18 protein-coding genes and 2 tRNA genes are annotated in these 21,239 nt (G+C 40.7%); 8 read left to right on the plus strand and 12 right to left on the minus strand.

Translation table 11 applies throughout. From position 1 onward, the window contains the following. Positions 1–149 precede the first annotated feature (149 nt). From SPICA_RS05475 to SPICA_RS14770, 5 genes are all read left to right on the plus strand, one after another. Positions 150–1,958, plus strand: coding sequence for a hypothetical protein (locus SPICA_RS05475; RefSeq protein ID WP_013968540.1), 1,809 nt, complete (start codon positions 150–152; stop codon positions 1,956–1,958). 6 nt (positions 1,959–1,964) lie between these two features. Further along, entirely contained in the window at positions 1,965–3,005 is a 1,041-nt protein-coding gene (locus SPICA_RS14765) for an NADase-type glycan-binding domain-containing protein (protein ID WP_013968541.1), read from the plus strand. 27 nt (positions 3,006–3,032) lie between these two features. Next, positions 3,033–4,244 carry an IS256 family transposase gene (locus tag SPICA_RS05485; RefSeq protein ID WP_013968542.1) on the plus strand — a complete coding sequence of 404 codons (1,212 nt, stop codon included), beginning with the start codon at positions 3,033–3,035 and terminating at the stop codon, positions 4,242–4,244. A 72-nt stretch (positions 4,245–4,316) separates the two neighbouring features. Beyond that, a complete protein-coding gene (locus SPICA_RS15250; protein WP_083819868.1) occupies positions 4,317–4,454 on the plus strand; it encodes an IS66 family transposase in 138 nt (45 codons plus the stop codon). Next, entirely contained in the window at positions 4,438–4,821 is a 384-nt protein-coding gene (locus SPICA_RS14770) for an IS66 family transposase (RefSeq protein ID WP_083819959.1), read from the plus strand. Before SPICA_RS15250 ends, SPICA_RS14770 begins: the two co-directional genes overlap by 17 nt. Before the next feature lie 163 nt (positions 4,822–4,984). Here the strand turns inward: SPICA_RS14770 and SPICA_RS05495 are convergent, their stop codons facing one another. Further along, positions 4,985–7,828, minus strand: a complete 2,844-nt coding sequence (locus SPICA_RS05495) for an ankyrin repeat domain-containing protein (RefSeq protein ID WP_169311861.1) — start codon at positions 7,826–7,828, stop codon at positions 4,985–4,987. A 106-nt stretch (positions 7,829–7,934) separates the two neighbouring features. Here SPICA_RS05495 and SPICA_RS05500 point away from each other — a divergent pair. Beyond that, positions 7,935–8,016, plus strand: a tRNA-Leu gene (locus SPICA_RS05500). A gap of 131 nt (positions 8,017–8,147) precedes the next feature. Here the strand turns inward: SPICA_RS05500 and SPICA_RS05505 are convergent. From SPICA_RS05505 to SPICA_RS05525, 5 genes are all read right to left on the minus strand, one after another. After that, positions 8,148–8,819: a PP-loop family protein gene (locus SPICA_RS05505; protein ID WP_013968544.1), complete on the minus strand. Its 672-nt coding sequence runs from the start codon at positions 8,817–8,819 to the stop codon at positions 8,148–8,150. Between the two features lie 5 nt (positions 8,820–8,824). After that, positions 8,825–8,897 (minus strand) — tRNA-Pro (locus SPICA_RS05510). An 80-nt stretch (positions 8,898–8,977) separates the two neighbouring features. Then, on the minus strand, positions 8,978–9,697 hold the full coding sequence (locus SPICA_RS05515) for a late competence development ComFB family protein (RefSeq protein WP_013968545.1): 720 nt from the start codon (positions 9,695–9,697) through the stop codon (positions 8,978–8,980). Positions 9,698–9,714: 17 nt separating this feature from the next. Further along, complete coding sequence (locus SPICA_RS05520) at positions 9,715–10,977, minus strand: HD domain-containing protein (protein WP_013968546.1); 1,263 nt, start codon at positions 10,975–10,977, stop codon at positions 9,715–9,717. Between the two features lie 29 nt (positions 10,978–11,006). Then, complete coding sequence (locus SPICA_RS05525; protein ID WP_013968547.1) at positions 11,007–12,956, minus strand: aconitate hydratase; 1,950 nt, start codon at positions 12,954–12,956, stop codon at positions 11,007–11,009. A gap of 114 nt (positions 12,957–13,070) precedes the next feature. On the opposite strand from SPICA_RS05525, the gene SPICA_RS05530 reads away from it, so the two are divergent. Together SPICA_RS05530 and SPICA_RS05535 are read left to right on the plus strand one after the other, a co-directional pair. Then, positions 13,071–13,694: a hypothetical protein gene (locus SPICA_RS05530; protein ID WP_013968548.1), complete on the plus strand. Its 624-nt coding sequence runs from the start codon at positions 13,071–13,073 to the stop codon at positions 13,692–13,694. 9 nt (positions 13,695–13,703) lie between these two features. Further along, positions 13,704–14,936, plus strand: a complete 1,233-nt coding sequence (locus SPICA_RS05535) for a PilZ domain-containing protein (RefSeq protein WP_013968549.1) — start codon at positions 13,704–13,706, stop codon at positions 14,934–14,936. A gap of 55 nt (positions 14,937–14,991) precedes the next feature. On the opposite strand, the gene SPICA_RS05540 is transcribed toward SPICA_RS05535, so the two are convergent. From SPICA_RS05540 to SPICA_RS05565, 6 genes are all read right to left on the minus strand, one after another. Next, the gene (locus tag SPICA_RS05540; RefSeq protein WP_013968550.1) at positions 14,992–15,540 is read right to left on the minus strand and encodes an ATP-binding protein; all 549 of its coding nucleotides are present in this window, start codon (positions 15,538–15,540) and stop codon (positions 14,992–14,994) included. Between the two features lie 25 nt (positions 15,541–15,565). Beyond that, positions 15,566–15,904 (minus strand): STAS domain-containing protein, encoded by a 339-nt coding sequence (locus SPICA_RS05545; RefSeq protein ID WP_013968551.1) that lies wholly within the window; start codon positions 15,902–15,904, stop codon positions 15,566–15,568. 24 nt (positions 15,905–15,928) lie between these two features. Then, positions 15,929–17,848: a GAF domain-containing SpoIIE family protein phosphatase gene (locus tag SPICA_RS05550; protein ID WP_013968552.1), complete on the minus strand. Its 1,920-nt coding sequence runs from the start codon at positions 17,846–17,848 to the stop codon at positions 15,929–15,931. A gap of 122 nt (positions 17,849–17,970) precedes the next feature. Then, entirely contained in the window at positions 17,971–19,650 is a 1,680-nt protein-coding gene (gene ettA / locus SPICA_RS05555; protein ID WP_013968553.1) for an energy-dependent translational throttle protein EttA, read from the minus strand. 61 nt (positions 19,651–19,711) lie between these two features. Next, the gene (trhA, locus tag SPICA_RS05560) at positions 19,712–20,398 is read right to left on the minus strand and encodes a PAQR family membrane homeostasis protein TrhA (protein WP_013968554.1); all 687 of its coding nucleotides are present in this window, start codon (positions 20,396–20,398) and stop codon (positions 19,712–19,714) included. A gap of 40 nt (positions 20,399–20,438) precedes the next feature. Next, a complete protein-coding gene (locus tag SPICA_RS05565; RefSeq protein ID WP_237255942.1) occupies positions 20,439–21,230 on the minus strand; it encodes a 23S rRNA (adenine(2030)-N(6))-methyltransferase RlmJ in 792 nt (263 codons plus the stop codon). Between the last annotated feature and the right edge of the window lie 9 nt (positions 21,231–21,239).

The raw sequence follows: 21,239 nt of genomic DNA on the forward strand, positions 1-21,239 counted from the left end.
ACCTCAGACACGAAAAGTGCAGAAGGGCCAACTAACCACCACCGAGGCTCCCGCCCTGAGGAGGCTGGAGCGAGGGGGAGCCGCGGCAACCGAAGCCGTACACCCTGAGTGATTGACGGGAAGGGGGCGTTGAGAAAAGGTGGTGAGGGGTGGCGGAAAGAAACGAGGGGGCAGGGGGTCCCCCTCGTTTCTTTAAGACAGGACCCCCGGAAATAGTACGCAAGCCCCCTTCCCGAAACTACGCAAGGGAAGTGCTCCCCCTTTTAGAGTTGCACCTGGGTAAAAACGGTGCGACAATGAACATCGGGATGGGAGGAGCCGATGTGAGCCTGGGGACGATTGCAGAAAGCATGAGCGGCCTACGGGATACCCTAAAGATAAGCGGGGCAAAGCTAGCAAGCCTTGCAGGCCACTATGAAGGGGTATCAACCTTAAATGCGGTGAACATGCTGGGCTATTCGGGGGATACAAATAACTTTGCCCTGGGTCGCGCTATCTGGGACGATAGGAGAAAGGTGCGGTATAGCAAGGATTTAAAGACAGCCGATGGCTATTACGGAGCATATAACGGAACAGATATACCGAATGAAATACAACTTTCAAGCGATTTTTTAGGTAAAGGAAAAGAGCTCGCTGCAAAGCTTGCAGCTGTGATGGCCCATGAGGGGACCCATGTGGCGGGGAATCGGTATGAAGCAGTAGCGCATCAGCAGGGGCTACAGACCTATGGAACCTTACTTGAGATCTTCGGCTTACAGGGTGATCGTGAATTTGCCCTGGGTATGATTGCCGCACTGTTGGATCCAGCATCATATAAAGAAAATGAAAGCTCAAAACAAAACATGGAAATACGGGTATATGCAAATGGTACCCACAAGATTTTTGATAATAAACAGAAAGCCTTAACCTTTACCTATTTGAATGCAGAAGGAGACAAAGTTGGTGGGTATACCATTAATGATCCCAGTATACAAGCCATGCCTGGAAGGGCTGCTGCATTGGCAAAAATATGGGGTCTTGAAAAGATAGAAGATCAGTTGGGGAGTTCATTAAATAGCACAGATACTTATGATTATCAGACACTGAAAGATGTTTTGGGACTTTCTGATGCAGAAATACGAAAGGTACAACGCAGCGGAACATTACCGAATAATATTACAGAAGCACAACGCTTGAGTTTAGCAGGAGATGCCTTACTAAAACGTGCAGGAGGAGTTTGGGATACAACAGAAAATGTATGGTCTGGAATGGATTTGTCACTAACCAATACCGTTCTACCTGGAGGTCTGTATGGATGGCTTAACGAGCAGGGCACATACGAATTTGCAGCCACATCGATGAATATCATTCGAAATCCCTTAAGTTATTTTGTTAGAAACTCAAAAGAAGCCCCAAATTTAGCTTATGCTGGAAAAGATAGTGTTGAAGTAACCCAGTGGGACCTTGAAGGTAATATGCTTATGGGACCACAGCGATTTAATGGATTTACCTCAGTGCAGACAATATTTGATGATAATGAATATGATGCTTTTGTACAGGTGCCATGGAGTTCAGTATATAATAGTCATGGAATGGTGAATGTAGGTCCAGAAACACTTATGAAGGGAGATATTGGATTTGTATTATTACAATATCCTGATAACAGCAAAATCGATTTATGGGGCATTGCAAAGGATGATCCTTATTTACGAGCCGTTATGGGAACAATCATGGCAGGCACAAGAGTAAAACCAGATGGAAGCACAACCTTATCAAATGCATCAATAGCAATGCATCCTACGATCAATTTTGGTAATACTGGTTGTCCTGTAACTGGAAATTGGGGTGGACAAACGGGTGTAACATTATTTACCAATTTTACATCATATTTAACAAATGATTTAAAACTTCCTTACGGCTATGTGTTGTATGGAAAGCTAATAGAACAAAATAATCCCTATATCAAGGTAGGAAGGTAGGTTGCCATGAAGAATAAATTACTTACACTTTTTAACATGTCATTAGTAATATTCAATATCTTTGGGGAAGAACAGGATGTATGGATATTTCCTACAATTTCATACATTCAAAGAATTGAAAATTATAATACCAATTTTGATTTTATTAATTCACATTATAAGTATTATAGTCTTGAAAAGCCATTACACGATTACCCCTTTATCGTGGCAGATAACAATTATATCTATCTTAGAGAGACGAAACCAATCTTAAGGATAGAACGAAAGAGGATACAGACCGAAGCAGATGGCTTTCAGACAGTTCAAGAAGGAGATACGAAATGGGTCATCATAACTGGTGGTGGATATGTAGCAAAAAATAGAATACCACCAAAGTTGAGCGAATCTTATGTTAGCAATTTTAAACGATTGCAAGAGTTCCAGGAAGGATTATTACAGAAAAACCTCAATTTACGTAATCCTTATTTTGATGTTACTTTTATACTTCCACAAGTGATAAAAAGAGTAACATTATCTAGCCCATTTTTAGAAGAAACAATTCGAGGTGTTAAGTATCTATATAATGATGATATAATACAGTACCGCTGGTTTTATTATTATTTAAATAGAGGTTTAGTAGCAATGTACTTTGTAAATGATCCAACCCCAATGGTGGAAGGAGCTCCGGGAAATGGGGTAGGCCTCACGATAGATATAGAATTCCATATACCAAGTGATAATGTGGTCGTCTTAAATGGTTTTGTGGATATGGAACGAAGACACTTATATAAACGTAATGCCAGAATGAAAAAAGTTGCAGTACAGAGTGAAACGTTTGCGTTTGAGTACGAATTTGAAGACTATGTTCATTTTGCACAAATAGATTTTCCTGAAACAACAAATAAAGTTCGATTAACAGTACTCGAGGTGTTTGAAGGGAGCCACTATGATGATTTATGTATATCAGGCCTCTTCACAAATCCAGATATCAAGCATACTCGTAACAGCCCGTTAGTATATGAATTATTACATGAGGCTCAAAGAGAGCCTGTAACAATTTTTGTGTAAACGGCTATACTACAAGAAGGAGTACGTATGGCCATTACCAAAGAAGTTCTGGATGAATTAATGAAAGAGTATCGAGGTCCTGATGATCTCATAGGTCCCGACGGCCTGCTGAAGCAGTTAACCAAAGCCCTGATAGAGCGGTCCATGGGAGCAGAGCTCACTGAACATGTGGGCTACGAAAAGCATGACCAGGGTGAAAAACCAACGACTAACCGACGGAACGGGAAAACGAAAAAGACCCTTAGAACCGATCAGGGGCCAATAGAAATCGAGGTCCCACGAGATCGGGATGGCACCTTTGAACCAGCTATCGTCCCCAAACATCAACGGGAGTTTAAAGGCTTTGATGACAAAATCCTGTCCATGTACGATCGAGGGATGACGACCCGAGAAATTGCAGGACACCTCAAAGAGATATATCAGGTTGATGTATCCCCAGAGCTGATTAGCCGGGCAATCGATTCGGTTAAAGAATTATTAGACACCTGGCGGAATCGGACCCTGGATTCCTTGTACCCCATCGTGTTTCTCGACGCCATTGTGCTCAATGTCCGAGATGATGGGAACGTAGCTAAAAAAGCCCTGTATCTAGCCCTCGGCATCACTATAACGGGCAAAAAAGAGCTCTTAGGGCTTTGGATCGACCAGGCAGAAGGAGCATCATTTTGGCTGCGGGTGCTTAATGAGCTTAAGAATCGGGGTGTCCAGGATATTTTAATAGCAGCCGTAGATGGTTTAAGCGGCTTCCCTGAAGCGATTACCACGGTATTCCCCAAAACGGAAGTCCAACTCTGTATGGTCCACATGGTGCGTAACTCGTTGAAATACGTGCCCTATAAGGACCGGAAAGCAGTAGCTGCGGACCTTAAAAAGATTTACACTGCGGCAAGTGAAACTGCAGCAGAAGAGGAACTCACTCAATTTGCCCAACGGTGGGATACTAAGTACCCCATGATTGCTCGATCGTGGAAAATGCGTTGGGCAGAAGTAGTGCCCTTTTTTAAATACCCGGAACCAATACGCAAAGTGATCTACACCACGAATGCGATTGAATCGTTAAATTACTCAATCCGAAGAATCACTAAAAACAGGTTGAGCTTTCCCACAACCGATGCAGCGCTAAAGCTGGTATTTATGGGATTACAACATATCTCTAAAAAATGGACCATGCCTATCCGAGACTGGGGTATGGCAATGCATCAATTCAGCATCTTTTATGGCGATCGGGTATCGCTATGACAATTACCGTTTACACAAAATTAGGGATAGGCTCTTAAAAATGGAACCTCCCCACCGGGTAAGAAATCCTACATGTGGGCTGCGGTGGGCTATGTGGATGGGAAGCCGATACACCGGTTTGCCTATCATCCGAGCCGATCCGGCAGTCTTGCCGATACCCTGCTGAAAGGTTTCTCAGGATATATCCAGACCGATGGGTATAAGGGCTAGGATCATCTTGCGGCTTGAGTCGGAGTACCGGGGAAAACTCACCTCAGGACAGTTGACCACTGAACAGTTTGTTAGCGAGCGGAATCGTGCCATGGTGCCGATCTTTGAAGAACTGCGGTCCTGGCTCTTGGCACGCTCCTATGAGGTGGCTCCGAAGAGTAAACTGGGAATGGCCATAGCCTATGCGCAAGAACTGTTTGATCGGACGATTCGGTTTGTAGAACATCCGCCGCTAACCCCTGACACGAATCGGGTTGAAAATGCGATTTGGCCCTTTGTGGTAGGACGAAAGAACTGGCTCTTTTCGGGTAGTGCTCTGGGGTGCTCATGCCCAGTGCAGAGCTCTACAGCCTCATCGAGACCGTAAAGGCAAACGGACATGAGCCCTTTCGTACCTCTGTTATCTCTTTGATAAGCTCCCAACCTGTACAACCGTAGCCGAACGAGAAGCATTGCTACCCTATCGTTTAGCTCCTGCAAGCTACACCATCAACGGAATGTAATTGACGGTTATATCAGAATTAGTAGAATTATTGTAATAAATTCATGATATTGGTTCTTCCCCATCGTTTAGCAATATCATAGGGTGTTTCATCTTCATTATTTTTTATGCTTTTTAATGCACCAAGTTCAATCAAGGTTTTTATTGTAGCCTCGTTTCCTTTGCTTGCTGCAAGATGTAGGATCGTGTTTCCCATAGGATCTTTATTATTTATATTTTTTGTATTTAAGAGTACTTTAATTATTTCAGGCCCCCTGGAAATAATCATTGAAGCAGCTGATTCTCCATCTGAGGCTATATTAAAGAGATCTGCCCCAATATCGATGAGAAATTTTGCTGTTTCCCATGCTTCCTGATCGATAGCGATTCTGAGGGCTGTTTTACCCTGGGCATCCACCATGTTGAGACGACCTCCCAGGTCTGTAATTGTTTTTATTATAGGTATGGCTGCTCCAGAGAGAACAGCGATATGTAGCGGTGATCTGCCGTAATCATCAGAGAGAGCAAGTCGATCTTTAGTTAACAGGACTCTTACAATTTCAGGGGAACCTGCCATAGCAAGTTGAAAAGGGGTTTTCCCCTGTGCATTCTGTGCATGGATCGCTGCACCTCGGGAAAGTAACAAGTTACATATATCTTTTTGATTACTTGAAACTGAAATATGTAATGGTGTATCACCGTTTATGTTTCGAGCCATTGGATTTGCTCCTGTATCAAGTAATACTTCTACATTAGAAGGAACACCTGATATAATTGCTTCAAATAATGGGGTTTGTCCTTGGTTGTTTCTTATTTCCAAATCGGCTTTGGCTTGAATAAGACGGTTTGCAATAATACCAATTCCTAATCGTTCAGCCTGATGTAAAGCTGTATCCCCAGAAAGATTTTGTATATTTACATCCAATCCTGATTGGAGCAGTACAGGTACACAATCAGTAGCGTTCCAACGAACTGCAGCATGGAGAACCGTATTACCCAATTTATCGCGAGCCTGAATATTGGCTCCGGCAGAAAGTAATACGTTGACTGTTTTCGGTGCGTTGTTTCTGACAGCAAAAAATAAGGGAGTTTCACCTGTAGCATTTTTCATTTCTAAAGAAATACCCCGTTGGACTAATAAAGGAATAATTGAATCCATACGCCATTGAGCTGTATAATGTAGAATACCATTCCCTAAGCCATCCTGAGCATCATAGGTTGATGAATTGAGCATCCAATGTTTAATATTATTAGGATCTTTAAAAGCTAAGTAGAGAGGACTTTCTCCTTTTGAATTTACTGCAAAGATATCAGCTCCTCGGGTAATGAGTAATTCACCTATTTCTCGTTCATCCAATTCCACGGCGAAATGTAGTGCTGTGTCACCAGCCTTATTTCTACTCTGAACCGAACCTTTATTGTCAATAATTTGGGCAATTATTTTTACTGGTGCACTATTAATTGTCGCTATATGTAAAAGAGTATTACCTTTGTTATCACTTTTTAGAACCGTCTCTTGTGTTATCAGTTCTGTTAAGGCTGAGTTATTAATCGCTAAGGCCAAATCAAAGGGCGTTTTCCCTTCCGTATCATCAGCGAATATATCAGCCTGCCTACTTAAGAGAAATAGTATATAATCGCTACGATTAAATTTTACCGCAATATGTAAGGGAGTTTCTCCTTTAGTATTTCGAATATTAACATCTGCACCCCTTAAAACCAGTAAATCCGCAATGTCTTTTCCCATATCAAGTGCGACGCAAAGGTGTAACGGGGCTTCTCCATGATTATCCTTAAGATTTGGATTTGCTCCATTATCAAGGAGTAGTTTCATCCCATCCTTTCTGACTATAGTGGGCATTACAATGTGAAGTGCAGAATTCCCTTTGGCATCTTGAGCATTTACTAATGCCCCAGAACGGATCAATAATTGCATAATATCCAGGTAGCCACCCCTAGCCGCTTCATGCAGCGGGGTAGTACCTGAAGAATCTTTCACATTCACATCGGCTTTTCGTTCTAATAAGAGTTGCACAATGCCTAAATGCCCATAGCGGCTTGCATAGTGCAGGGGAGAAAGACCATCAGAAAAGCGAACATTGACATTTGACGTGCGTACAGCAATGATAAAATAAGAAAATTTTTCATTTTTAGTGATATACCCGGCTTGTATCAGTTTTTCTGCCACACTGGCATGATTGTATGATTCAGGTGAACTTAAAGCTATATCCAGGGCTGTATCTCCACTAGAATCTTTCAGATTCAAAGGCATAGAAAGATTAAGAATTGCATCTACTGCAGAAATGTTGCCTTTTGCTGCAGCTATATGAAGCGTATTTTGCCCATTACTATTCTTTTGTAATACTGTATCATTATTGAGTAACGCTTTTAAAAGAGGATCACCCTTTTGCATTGCTACTAAGAATGGTTGGGTCTCACTTTTACTTGCAAGAAATATATTAGCCTTTGCTTGAGCTAATTTTTCTATACAAGCAGAGGCATTATTAAGGCAAGCAATTTCAAGAGGTGTTCTCCCATCATTATCTTGAGCATCTATATTTGCTCCTAGGGCAATAAAAAGACTGGTAAGTTCTGCATCTTGTAATTCTACAGCCCGATGTAAAGGAGTTCGCCCTTTTGTATCGGTTGCATTAATATCCATCTTCCCTTTAAAAAATTCCTGAACCTTTTCGGTTTTACCTTTTTCTATAAAGGACCATACATCATCTTCCTGTGGTGGTGCAGGAGGCGGAGTACTGGAACAACCAATCATATTGATTATAAAAATGACAGACATAAGTAATTTGTATAATTGTGAAAAACTGTAAGTTGTGTTTTGCTGAGCGTATTCCATGGTTATATTCTCGGCACCTTTTTGTATAGTTTGACCCAATAATCGAATAATACGATGTTAATTCAAATAGGAACACTATGATAAAAAAAGGTATAAGATATTGACATTTTTTTTTGAAATTTGTATTATATAATCACAATTTCACGCGGCGATGGTGGAATTGGTAGACACGCCAGCTTGAGGTGCTGGTGCCGAGAGGCATGGAGGTTCAAGTCCTCTTCGCCGCAGTCAACTTCAAAGCATACGATTTTTAAATCGTATGCTTTTTTTGTATTTTTCTGAATACATTATTTTTGAAATGAAAGCCATCATAAAACGATGGAACAGGTACCTGCTGTTAAAAAGCCGTGTCTGCTTATTATTTCTTTAAAAAGGCAGAGAGTAATCGAAGTTTTGCAGAGAGTTCGCCACCGGTAAGGAATTCTAGCTTTTTCCGATATTCTGCTCTGATTCCTTGATTACCCCTTACACAGCTACAAGCTACAGTGTGCCATCCGTGGGTACGAATAAGACGGATGATGCTTTCTTCTGGTGTATAGATAAGTGGACGAATGAGGGTTACATGAAACGGTTCATAATACCGTTTTGCTTCCAGGACATCGATTCTGCCTTGTAAGATGAGATTCATAAGAAGTGTTGTTAAAGCATCATCAAGATGGTGGCCCAGGGCGATTTTATTAAAATGATGTGCTCTAGCATAGTTCATCAATATCACTCTACGATATGTAGCACAGGTATAGCAGGTAAGATTCTGTTGCTTTTCTGGACTCAGTGGTTCATGAAGAACTACAAAGGGTATATCCATCATCTGATAATGCTTCTGTAAAGCCGTATTTTCATCTATATCATGAGTTACAACCTGTACAGCGGTAAGTGAACATTCATAGGATGGCCAATGCTTAAGCTGTGTTAAAATATAGCTAAGAGCTAAAGAATCCTTGCCCCCCGATGCTCCAATGAGAACACGATCCCCTTTTTGGATTAAATTAAAATCTGAAATAGCCTTTGCAACGGATTTTATAATATTCATTAGCATCGGGATGGGCGGATTTGAACCGCCGATCTCTTGCTCCCAAAGCAAGCGCCTTAGCCACTAGGCTACATCCCGTTAAGATAAGCGGAACTATATCAAATTAATTATCCTTGGTCAATCCATGGGGTGGTATATATAAAGGTTAATAAGAAGTATTATTCATCTTCATCATTTCCTGGTGGAAATACATAAAGATCAGGTATTTTATAGGTTCTCTGCATTGAATAACTTGTTTGAACGAGTTCTTCACTGACAACGGAAATAGAAAAAAAATGTTGTAATGATTCAAAACCTTCAGCTTTAATTACTATTGCAAAATTAAAGTTCTTTTGTTCACCAACCTTATAAGCTTTTTGGGGCTTTGGCCAGAACGTAAAAGTCCCCGCTGTATTAGGAATAAGCCGATAGGGATTTTGCCAATTGGGATCAATCATGGTAGCTAGACTTCCATCTTCAAGAAGCATTACATCAATATTACTTATAGGCTCAAAATTTATACCGTTAAATACTCTACCAATAATTGTAGGTATATTATAGACAGGTCCCTTGATAATAGATGGTGATGTCTTATCACCAGGGGTATGGCTAAAGTGGGGTCTCATTGATTTAGCAATTTTATTAAGTCCTTCATATACCAAAGACACAATATCTGCATCTTCTTGCTGTTTTTCTAAAGTCTCGCTTTCTGACCGTGCCACACCGCGGCTTGAAATCACATAACGCGGCGGTAATCGATTGAGAACATAACAAGCTGTATCTAATCTGCATTGATAACAAGTACAAGGCTTGTCAGGTCTTCCTGCTTTTTCTATAGAATCAAATATTTCATGTACCACGTTTAATACTCTATCTTCGATAGTGTTATGAATATCCATTGAGTACTCCTTACTATCTATAAGTGTAGCCATGTTTCAGTGTTTCGCAAGACTTCTGTCACCTTGGATAAGTTGTTTTTTAATGCTTTATATACATCTGGTTCAGTAAATATTCGTATAACCCTAAGAACCCGCGCAAAATTTTCCATAGTGTTCGTACTAAATACGGTTGGACCGGTTAAAAATGGTTTTTCCGATTCATGCAGCGCGAGATTGGTTTCAAATGAGATAGGTTCTGGTATGTCGATGATTAGCTGATTTACCGAAACCGGAATTCCAGTCACAGAAGATAGTAATTCAGCTACACGTTGTTCCATAAAATCTCTCGTTTCCCAATCGAGCTTTTGAGCAATTTTATCTATTTCAAGAGGAAATTCCAGGATTGATGGCCATATATGCCCTTCTTGAACCAATGCTGCCAGTTGGGCACTGGAATGGTTAACACAGGCAAGTCTGGTAAATAGACCGGTATCATCAAGATTATAGAGGTCCTCAGGATGAAGAAACCCTGCAGCAAGGCTGGTTCTAATACATTTTTTCATCATCACTGTTGCAGAACGGACTTCCCGATGCCAGTAAACTGAGCGATACATGAGGTATTTAGAAAAAAGAATAGCCTCGATGTTTGCAATTCCCTTTGTATCTATGGAAAGCCCCTGTTTTTTATCTGGATAAAGTCTGCTCAAAGTAAAATCTATATCCTGATTCCCATAAGGAACCCCACAATGATGGGCGTCCCGGTTTAGGTAATCAAGTTTGTCAGGATCGAGAACCCCAGAAAGAAGATGACGATAAAAAAGGATTTCTTCACTACCATGGATAGGAAGCTTATGATCTACAATTGCAGCGGTCATATAAGGATCCGCTCCGGTATGGCCAATGAGGAATTTTAATTCCTCGGACAGGATAAGTTTACCTGTGAGGACTTCATGCTCTTCCAGGGGAAGATCTTTAAGACTGTGTGTATAAGGAAAGTGCCCAATATCATGAAGGAGGGCTGCACATAAAAAAGAAAAAAGACCTTCGGAACTAATAAATGCATCTGCTCCCCGTTCAAGGAGGATATATATCATTTTTTTGGCAATATGATATACCCCAATAGAATGAGCTGCTCTACTATGGGTTGCTCCTGGATAGACAAGATAGGTCGGACCAAGTTGACGAATATGATGTAACCGGTTAAATGAAGCGGACCGACAGAGTGCCGCTATGGCTGGAGTCATATAGATATGTCCCCAGATATTGTCCCTGAATGGTTCCGTGAAGCCTGATTGTAGCATCTCTGCCAGGTTGTGCTTCATTATCTGTTTTAGTTACCTCCAGAACGGGTATAGGGAACGAGCCCCCCTGCACGTAGAATACGACGAGATCGGTCATCAACATCAAGTTTTACTCGAATTATGAGATTTTTTGTTTTATTAAAGATTTCAAAACTTGAACTGCCAGTCTCTAAAAGGCTGTGAAGATGAGCCAGTTCCAATTGATCATTTTGATCAATCTTATGGTAATCTTCAGGATCGATAAAAATAAGAGGCAGTATACCGTAATTAACAAGATTAGCCTTATGAATCCGAGCATAGGACTTTACTAATACCGCTTTTACTCCTAAATACATTGGTGCGAGGGCTGCATGTTCTCGGGACGACCCTTGACCATAGTTATTGCCACCAACAATAATACAGGAGCCAACCTCTTTTGCCCGTTTCCAGAAATCTGGATCAAGCCGGGTAAATACAAACTTAGAAATTTCTGGAATATTAGATCTCAAGGGTAAGACTTTTGCACCTGCAGGCATAATATCGTCGGTACTGATATTATCTCCTGTTTTTAATAGGACCGGTAGTTGTATACTATCAGGAATTGGTTCAGGACTTGGACATGGTTTTATATTGGGTCCCCGTTCAATAGTTATCTTTTTAGCTTCTTCAATTGCAACTGGCGGGATGAGCATTCCATCATCTGCAAGTTCAATACCTGCTAACAAATAGGTATCCAGATTGGTGTGGTCTATTGTAAATTGGTTTGGATTGGTTATTTGCCCTGTAAGAGCTGCTGCAGCAGCTGTTTCTGGTGAACAGAGATAAACCCTTGCATCTGCAGTCCCAGAACGGCCTTCAAAATTGCGATTAAAGGTTCGTAGGCTTATACCACCAGATTTTGGTGCAAAACCCATACCAATGCAAGGTCCGCAGGCACTTTCGAGGATCCGGAATCCAGCCCTAATGAGTTCTCCTAAAATACCAGCCTTTTCAGCCGCGAGTAGGGTAGTACGGCTTCCAGGAGTAATTCCTGCTGAAACTCGAGGATCTATGACTTTCCCTTTTACAATAGATGCAACTGCTGCTAGGTCTTCCAAGGATGAATTAGTGCAGGAGCCAATTACCACCTGATCAACAGGAATTCCAGTAATGCTTGCAACGTCAATCACATTATCAGGAGAGTGAGGCTGGGCAATCATAGGCTGTAAAGTGTCTAGGTTTATTTCGATGATCCGGGCATATTGAGCATCAGGATCGGCTTGTAATGGTAACCATTGATTTCCACGACTTCTCATATCAAGGAACTGCTTCGTTATTTCATCAGAAGGGAAAAGCGAAGTCGTTGCCCCCAATTCTGCTCCCATATTACAGATAGTTGCCCGTTGGGTTACACTTAATGATGCAACACCCTCTCCAAAGTACTCGTATATGGTCCCGACTCCGCCCTTTACTGTTTCTCTGCGTAGTAATTCGAGGATAATATCCTTTGCAGAGGTGGAACCTTTTAGACGTCCTGTGAGGTGAACTCCAACAATTTTAGGCATTATAAGATGAAAAGCCCCACCACCCATTGCAACTGCCACATCAAGTCCTCCTGCTCCAATGGCAAGCATACCGAGTCCGCCGCCAGTGGGTGTGTGGGAATCAGACCCAAGCAATGTTTTTCCTGGCAATCCAAAACGTTCAAGATGTACCTGATGACAAATGCCATTCCCAGGACGGGAGAACCAGATACCATAACGGGCAGCTACACTCTGAAGATACCGGTGATCATCCATGTTTTTCCAATCTTCTTGTAAAGTATTATGATCAACATAGGAAACTGAAAGCTCTGTCTGAACTCTGTCTAAGCCCATAGATTCAAATTGTAGATAAGCCATGGTACCAGTAGCATCCTGTGTAAGGGTCTGATCAATTTTTATGGCAATTTCTGATCCCGTTTCCATTTGACCATCTATAAGATGTGCCTTAATAATTTTTTCAGCAACCGTAAAACCCATTATCTTTGCTCCTTACAACCAGATATTATAAAGCAGAAGTAGCTCTGTCTATAGGATCTGAAGAAATTTGCGATCCCTTTGACGTGTAAGGAATGAAAGAGTAGAATATAGCCAATGGATAGATTGAAGATATTATTGCTCATAGTAGGGGTGTTCTCAAGTTTAACCTGTTCAAAAAACGAAAGAGAAGTAGAATCTAGCTCACAAACACTAGAGGCTCAAGAAGATTCAGCAATAGATAAGGGGATAGCAGTACCGACAATCAAAATGAAAGGTACTTCTACGGTAATAGGGAAAAGTAATCAAAGCATCAATAGTATCGACGTTGGAATTCCAAATATAAATGCAAAACAACATCTTCCAGAGGACTTTATAATTGGTGAACTTGGACAAGGTGAAATCCCTCTTGAAGTCTATAATATTGCAAAAGATTTTTGTAAACAATTACTCAATGCTACGTATGATGTAACACTTTTTTCATTTTTACCACTGTCAGATCAAAACAAAGTAACGACACTTCTTCGTTCTAGTAAGGTAAGCCAGTTCCGCATCGGCGGTGGACAGATTGAAGAAAATGATAGGTATTCACTATTGATACGTCTTTTGGGTCCTTCAGAATCTGTATCTGGAGTGATATATATTCGATATGTAAATACAGCATGGGTAATTGATGATATATCTTTTGAAAAGGATAAAAAAAGTGAATTTAACTTATTACAATATAAACACTTCTTATAGGAGAATGTAATGTCTACACCAATAAAACGTATCGAAAAAGATTTTCTTCTTAAAGTTTTATTTGATGAACAATTACCAGTAATGGTTTTTTATAATAAAACTGAATATACTGTTGTTGTTGATAAACCTCCAAAGCAAGAATTATTATTAAAGTCAAATAAACCAATTAATGGCTTAAGGTTAGGACAAAAATTATCTATGGTTTTTGACTATCGTGGACAAATTATAACATTTACTGCGAAGGTGATTCTTATAAAAGAAACTACTATTTCAGTAGAAGCACCTGAATATTTATATAAAAATCTTGATCGATCTTACTCTCGAGTTCCAACCCCTTCAGATTTAATCGTTCAGTTAACCTTTCATGGGGATCGTTATAACCTAAATTTCCCTAAAATACAGGAATACGAACAGGATGATATACATAGTCTAAATGAACAATTTGATCCAAAGGATATTAAACAGCTCATTAATCAACTTTCGTTTTGGTCTCAGGAAAATTCATCGGGCTATAAACTAATGATGTTTAAGGATAATAAACCTACCAATATGGAAGAAAAAATTATCGCAGAAACAGGTAAAGCCCTTTTTATTCCTTCAACTCAAACTGATCTTCCACAAATCGATCCCTATCCAAAGAAGAAGATTATTACTGAAGATATTTTTAAACGTTTTCTTGAAAGTTCTGGGGTAGACAAACTATATGTAGAAGATGCCTTAGCTCGTTTTATAAAGACAAAACGAGATGCAGGTATTTATTCTGATGCATGGGTTCCTATTTTATTTCAAGAATATGTTATTGGTTATATACATCTTTGGATCGAAGAAGCGAATAAACCTCCCTTTGATTTTAGTATTCTTGATACACTCTATCAATTTACTAAAGTTCTCTCATTTTCTTTAAAAGTACATGGTTATTTTGACAAGGGAAAGGTTAAGAAAGAGTCATTCCAAGGAAGAGTTGTTGATATAAGTGCTTCTGGAATGCTTTTTGCGTATCCCCATTCATCTCTATCATCATCCTTTCTTGTCGATTCAGAATTGGATGTAGAATTGATTACTCCGAAAAGATCAATAAAAACTAGTGCAAAAATAGTACGTCGATATAATGATACATCTATGGGCTATTTTGGCTGTAGATTTGTTTCTATTGAACCAGAAGATCTTAGATTTTTATTTGAGTTTATTTATGGAAGACCCTTTACCGATCAGGATGCATCCTTTATCGCTGGCAAGGTTTAAAAAAAAGGTGTCCTTTAATAGGACACCCTCTATGATATAATCATATTTGTTGCATTTATTCTTCTTTTGAAATACCATGTCGGCGTTTCGGAAAGGTCTTTTTCATTGCAACGCCGTTACGTTTATCATTATAAATAAAACCACCATTCCAATATTCAAGTGCCGCAAAAAGTGCGTTACCACCATCATGATCATCACTTTTTTCAGTCCGGAACGAAACATAGTTGCCTAATTCATCGAAATTCTGAGCATGAAGACATTCGAGCCGTTTCCGGTTGAATTCATTCCACTTTTCGAGATCTTTAAACCCCTCTCCTTCATCTTCAACAATTAGGCGTGCTTCTTCAGGACTAAAATAGTACCAGACCCGCACTTTCTTAGAAATATCACTATGGTTACCGTGCTTTACTGCATTTTTAATAATTTCTGAAATTTGCTGTTCCAAAAGGTTAAGTTCTTTTATTTCTGGTGGTGCTGATTGAACGATAAGAAGTGTAAAATATCTGATTTGTCTAAAATCAGAAGGAAACTCTTTATAGAGCATATTTGTTTTGTCGAAGAGAGGTGACGAACCGTCTGATTTAAGTTCCAATATTTGTTCCATGATGCTTCCTTATGTTAAAAGTTTATTAACCTTCCATTTGTTTCAAGGCTTCTTCAAGGTTAGCACTTATGGGGAAATACCCCATCAATTTTGTCAACTCTATTACCTTTTTTACAGACCCATGAATATTAGTAATAGTAAGCTTGAGGTTCATCTTTTTCAAGGTGGAACAGATATAAATAAGCGCGCCAATACCGCTTGAGTCAATATAATCTACTCCCTCTAGATTGATAATGAATTTTGAAACCTTTTTTTCAAGCATTTTCATTACAAGCTCTTTAAGCTTATAAGAATTGTATAGGTCCATTTCCCCCTGTACATCGATGATATAAGTTTCATCGTTCTTTCTGATTTTAAGTTCCATAAATCCTTACTCCCCTCGAAATTATTATTTGGCTTTAACCACTAATACGGTCTGATCATCATGCTGTTTCATATCAACCATAAAGGTTTTAACGTCATCCTTGATCTTCTGAGCAATTTCTGCAGCAGTAAGATCATGGAATTTATGAAGCAGGGTTGTCAAGCTTTTAATACCATATTGTTTCCCCTTGTTATTTATAGCTTCAATAACACCATCTGTATAGAATAATAAAACATCATTCGGTGTAATGGTAAACGTTGTGCTTTTAAAAGTTGTATTTTTTTCAACACCGATTGGAACACTTTCAGCATCGATCGCATCTACAAGACCAAGGTTATCTCGCCAAATAAGCAAGGGCCGGTGACCTGCATTAGCAAATTCACAGAGACCTGTTTGTGGATTAATACAAATAATCTGAAGAGTTGCAAAGTGGTCAATATCAATCTTACCAGTAATACCACGGTTAATCCAAGAAAGAATAGTATCGGTGCTCCTATTAGTATTGGTAATGAGGTGCAAGATTGCTCGAATCATGACCATAATGAGGCTGGCTTGAATACCTTTGCCCGCCACATCACCAATAACAATGTAGAGTCTATCTTTACTTATGGGAATAACATCATAATAATCACTATATACACCCCAGGCACTTTCTGAGAACATGCCAAAAGCAAAATTAGGCAGTTTGGGTAATTTTTTAGGCCGCAATGCTTTTTGAATATCCTCTGCAATACCAGCAACCGTATCTATATCAGACCGTTCAGAAACATCTTGGAAAGAATAAATAGTATTGATAATAACAGACGCAAAACCTGCTAGTAACGAAGCCTTGTCGAATTCCTTATCAGTAAAGAGGGGTGATGACTTTTTCCGAGTTAGGATGGCAACTCCGATAATACGCTCTTCGATGAGGAAGGGCACCCCAATTAAGCATCCAATAGGAAATGACGGATGAATAACAATCCGATTATCATGTTGTGGCTCAGTAATGAATTGAGCTTTCCCTGTTTTTGCAATTTCTCCAATTAACCCTTGGCCAAGCGGGATTTTGAGGTGAGTTAACCAGTCTCTGAAACCCTCTTCTGTACGAGGAATCGATTCAGGAACTTCCATAATAGGAGGTACTACCCCATACACCGCATATGCGGTGACCTGATCTTCGAAGTCATCGACAAGAAAGGTCATAACTCCATCAGATGCGGTACCCTCTGCGATAGTTTTTGCAACAAAATGCATCAGTTTAGGCAAGTCACCGCCAGAACGAAGTGAATCTGATGAATTAAGTACAAAGTTATAGAGGGTGTCTACATTATCAGACAATCCATCCCTATCTTGAATGAGAAGTTCTACTTCCTGTTTACTATATTGCAGCAGAAGCCAAATAAACCCTAGATATTGCAGTGGTATCAAGAGATGATGTAATACAGGTGCTGCATAGGTTCCCAGTAAAAAAGATGTCGAAGGAAGCAGAAGAATAATGACGAGAATAAAAGAACGGATGGTATAAAAGTGATTAATTTTCTGATTTTGTTCAGTTTTTGTTTTAATGAGGTACAGCGAAACGATTGCCGATAGGATAGCCACAACAGGTGTTATGAAGGAAGGAAGTTCGGTAATAAATGATACGATTCCAAGGATAAGGGCGCTTGTTATGGTGATAATCCCAAATAGCAGGCCTAAACGTGGATAACTATTGCCTAAAAATATCAGTAGAATAAAGGCAGGTGTTGCAATGTTGGAAATATAAAAAAATGCTTCTGAACCAACAAGAGTTCCCAGAGTATCCTTTACAATAAGAAAGAAAACTCCCCACCATGCCCATGATATAATGTTATCTGTATCTAGATGTGCGATATATTGTAGGAGCAGTATCAGGGAAATTTCCAGAAACAACTTAGTTAAAAAGGCGGTTGTCAAAATATGTTGTAATAGCTCTGAAAGCATGTATATACCCTGATTAGTCTAAAATTGATAAAATATTATTTAAAATCTCTAAAATAACCCTGTTCAACGAAGTGTACCATTGATAACTTAAGTCGTCAAGCAAAAGAAAAATAACTAATCTTCTATCGCTCGAGTTTTCGATACACATACCGGTGAGGGCGATCTGCATTGGTTCCCAAGGTTTGTCTGCGCCATTCTGCAAACTCGGACCAGTTGCCATCAAACCATAGCACTTCACCATCTTCAAAAGCAAGAATATGGGTTGCAACCCGGTCCAGAAACCAGCGGTCGTGGCTGATTACAAGGACCACGCCGGCAAAACTATCAATAGCTTCTTCCAGAGCTCTCATGGTGTTCACATCCAGGTCATTGGTGGGCTCATCAAAGAGCAGTACATTAGCTCCTTCCTTGAGCATCAAGGCCATATTGAGCCGGTTTCGCTCTCCTCCTGAAAGAACCCCCACTTTTTTTTGTTGGTCCGCTCCAGAAAAATTATACCAGGAGCAATAGGCCCGGGAATTTACCTCTTTAACACTACCTAGCTTAATGATATCCAAGCCATCGGAAAGCTGTTCCCACACAGTCTTATTTGGATCGAGTCGTTCTCGCATCTGATCTGCATAGGCTAGTTTTACCGTTTCGCCAAGTTTAATCTCTCCCGAATCGGGTTTTTCTAAGTCGGCAATCAATTTAAAGAGTGTAGTTTTACCGGCACCATTGGGGCCGATAATACCTACACAGGCTCCTGGAGGGACAAGGAAATCTAAATCCTGGAAAAGAACCTTTTCTCCAAAGGCTTTGGTCAGTTTTTTGGCTTCGATAACTACCTGTCCGAGGCGGGGCCCTGCGGGTATGGTGATTTTATTTTCTTTTATTTTTTCCCGGGCATCATCCTGTAAAAGTTTTTCATATTGATTGATGCGAGCCTTTGCTTTGGCATGCCGGCCTTTAGGGCTCATGCGGATCCATTCCAGTTCTCGCTGCAGGGTTTTACGGCGCTCACTTTCACCCTTTTCTTCAAGGGCTAATCGGGCTTCTTTCTGCTCGAGCCAGCTGGAATAATTCCCTTTCCATGGAATACCCTCGCCCCGGTCAAGTTCAAGGATCCAGCCTGCAACATTATCCAGGAAGTATCGGTCATGGGTAACCGCAATTACAGTCCCTTCATATTGCTGAAGGTGTCGTTCAAGCCAGGCCACGGTTTCTGCATCCAGATGGTTAGTAGGTTCATCTAAAAGCAGAATATCAGGCTTTTTGAGTAGTAATCTGCACAGGGCAACCCGGCGCCGTTCACCCCCTGAGAGTACATCTACCACTTGGTCTGCAGGTGGACAGCGAAGGGCATCCATAGCCAGTTCTAGGCGACTGTCGAGGTTCCATCCATCGGCGGCTTCTATTTTTTCCTGAAGCACCGCCTGTCGGTTTGCAAGTTTTTCATAGTCCGCATCAGCTTCTCCAAAGGCTTCACTGACCGCTTCGAATTCTTTGATAAGGTCGATAATATCCTGGACCCCTTCTGAAACTATATCCTTGACAGTTTTGCCGGGAGCCAGAAAGGGTTCTTGTTCCAGGTATCCTATGGTATAGCCGGGACTAAGTGAAACTTCTCCAGAAAACTCAGTATCCACACCGGCCATGATACGCAATAAACTAGATTTACCAGAACCGTTTAAACCAATAACACCTATTTTAGCTCCATAAAAATAAGAAAGGCTTATATCCTTAAGAACCTGCTTTGTACCATGTTTTTTAGAAAGTTTATACATGGAATAGATAATTTTTTTATCGTCTACTGTTGCCATAGGAGAAGTATACCGGTTTTACTTGTTTTGGAAAAGTAAGGTATGGGGCCTTAGCATAAACCTAACTGATAAACCAGACGGACCACCAGTGGCAGATGGCTCCTGCAAGGACAAACACATGCCAGGTGACATGGGTGCCTCGTTTGATTTTTTGAGCATACCAATATACTCCGATTGTATAAAAAAAACCTCCAGCAATGAGCCAGAGGAGACTTATGGCAGAAATATGAGCCAGTACTTGGGGCCACTGAAGGACTACAGCCCAACCCATCAATATATAAAGAAGAACTTCGATTTTTTTAAATTTTTTATTACCCACCCCATGTAACGTAATGCCGGTGATTGCTAACGCCCATTCCATGCCGAACAAAAACCATCCCCAAAATCCTCTTATGAGGACCAGACTAAAAGGAGTATAAGTGCCTGCAATTAACAGATAGATGGAACTATGATCTAATACTCGAAATACCCGTTTTGCCCCCTCATGCTGAATTGCATGATAGAGGGTGGACGCGATAAACATGATGATAAGGGATGCAGTATAGATGCAGAAAGTTGTAATTGCCAGCGCCCCCCCACCGCTGCCACCAAGATACCCATTGGCTCTTAGCACCAGTAAAATAAGCCCTGCAATAGAAAGAAGCGCCCCGATACCATGTAAAATGGAGTTGGCAATTTCTTCTCCTGGAGTCTGAAAGGGAAGGGGTTCAGGAAGTTTCCTGTTTTGTATTAGTGGTTTCTTACTCATGGCAAATTAGACATATAAATATAAAAAAGGTTTCAAGAATTTAGGTGAAAAATTGGAATCGGCAGGCTGGGATGCTTGGGCTGGTTTCATCCTCAGTACCATCTGCTCTAAGTTCTGACCCAGTTTCCCGCAGGATTTTTGTCAGTACCGGGATCGCTTCAGGTAGCAGTTGTTGTAAGGCCCATGGAGGATTAAGTAATACCAGACCACTGCCATACATACCCCGTTCCCGTTTGTGTTCGGTTTGTATTTCCACGTGCAACCTGTTACCTGGGTACAATGAAAGGAGTTCTTTTGGTAAGGCTTGGGCTGTTTCTTTTGCAAGCAGGGGATACCAGATTATATAGGTCCCTGTGGCAAAACGCCGCAGCCCTTCCTTAAGCGCGGCTACTACCTTACCATAATCACTGGGCATTTCATAGGAAGGGTCGATAAAGATGCAAGCCCGGCGGGAAGGGGGAGGCAAAAAGGCTTTAATTCCCTCAAATCCATCAGATCGTAGGATAGATACCTGTTTAGACCCTTCAAAGTATTGTTGTAGGGCTTCATAATCTGTAGGATGCAGTTCATAGAAAACTCGGCGGTCCTGAGTTCTCAATATACGATCCGCAATCAGAGGAGAGCCTGGATAACGTCCGCAATCAGCGATGCATTGTTCTAGGAAATCTTTAAATTGCTGGATACTGGCTGGTATCGGCCCTGGATAATCTAAAAGCCGTTGGAATCCTGTACGCCATTCTTCATTTTGGGTAGCATATCCGGAGTGCAGACTGTACGCACCTGAACCTGCATGGGTATCCATATAAAGAAGAGGCACATCCTTTTGTATCATATAGCTCAA

Origin of the sequence: Gracilinema caldarium DSM 7334 (assembly GCF_000219725.1) — a bacterium.
Classification (GTDB): Bacteria; Spirochaetota; Spirochaetia; order Treponematales; family Breznakiellaceae; genus Gracilinema; species Gracilinema caldarium.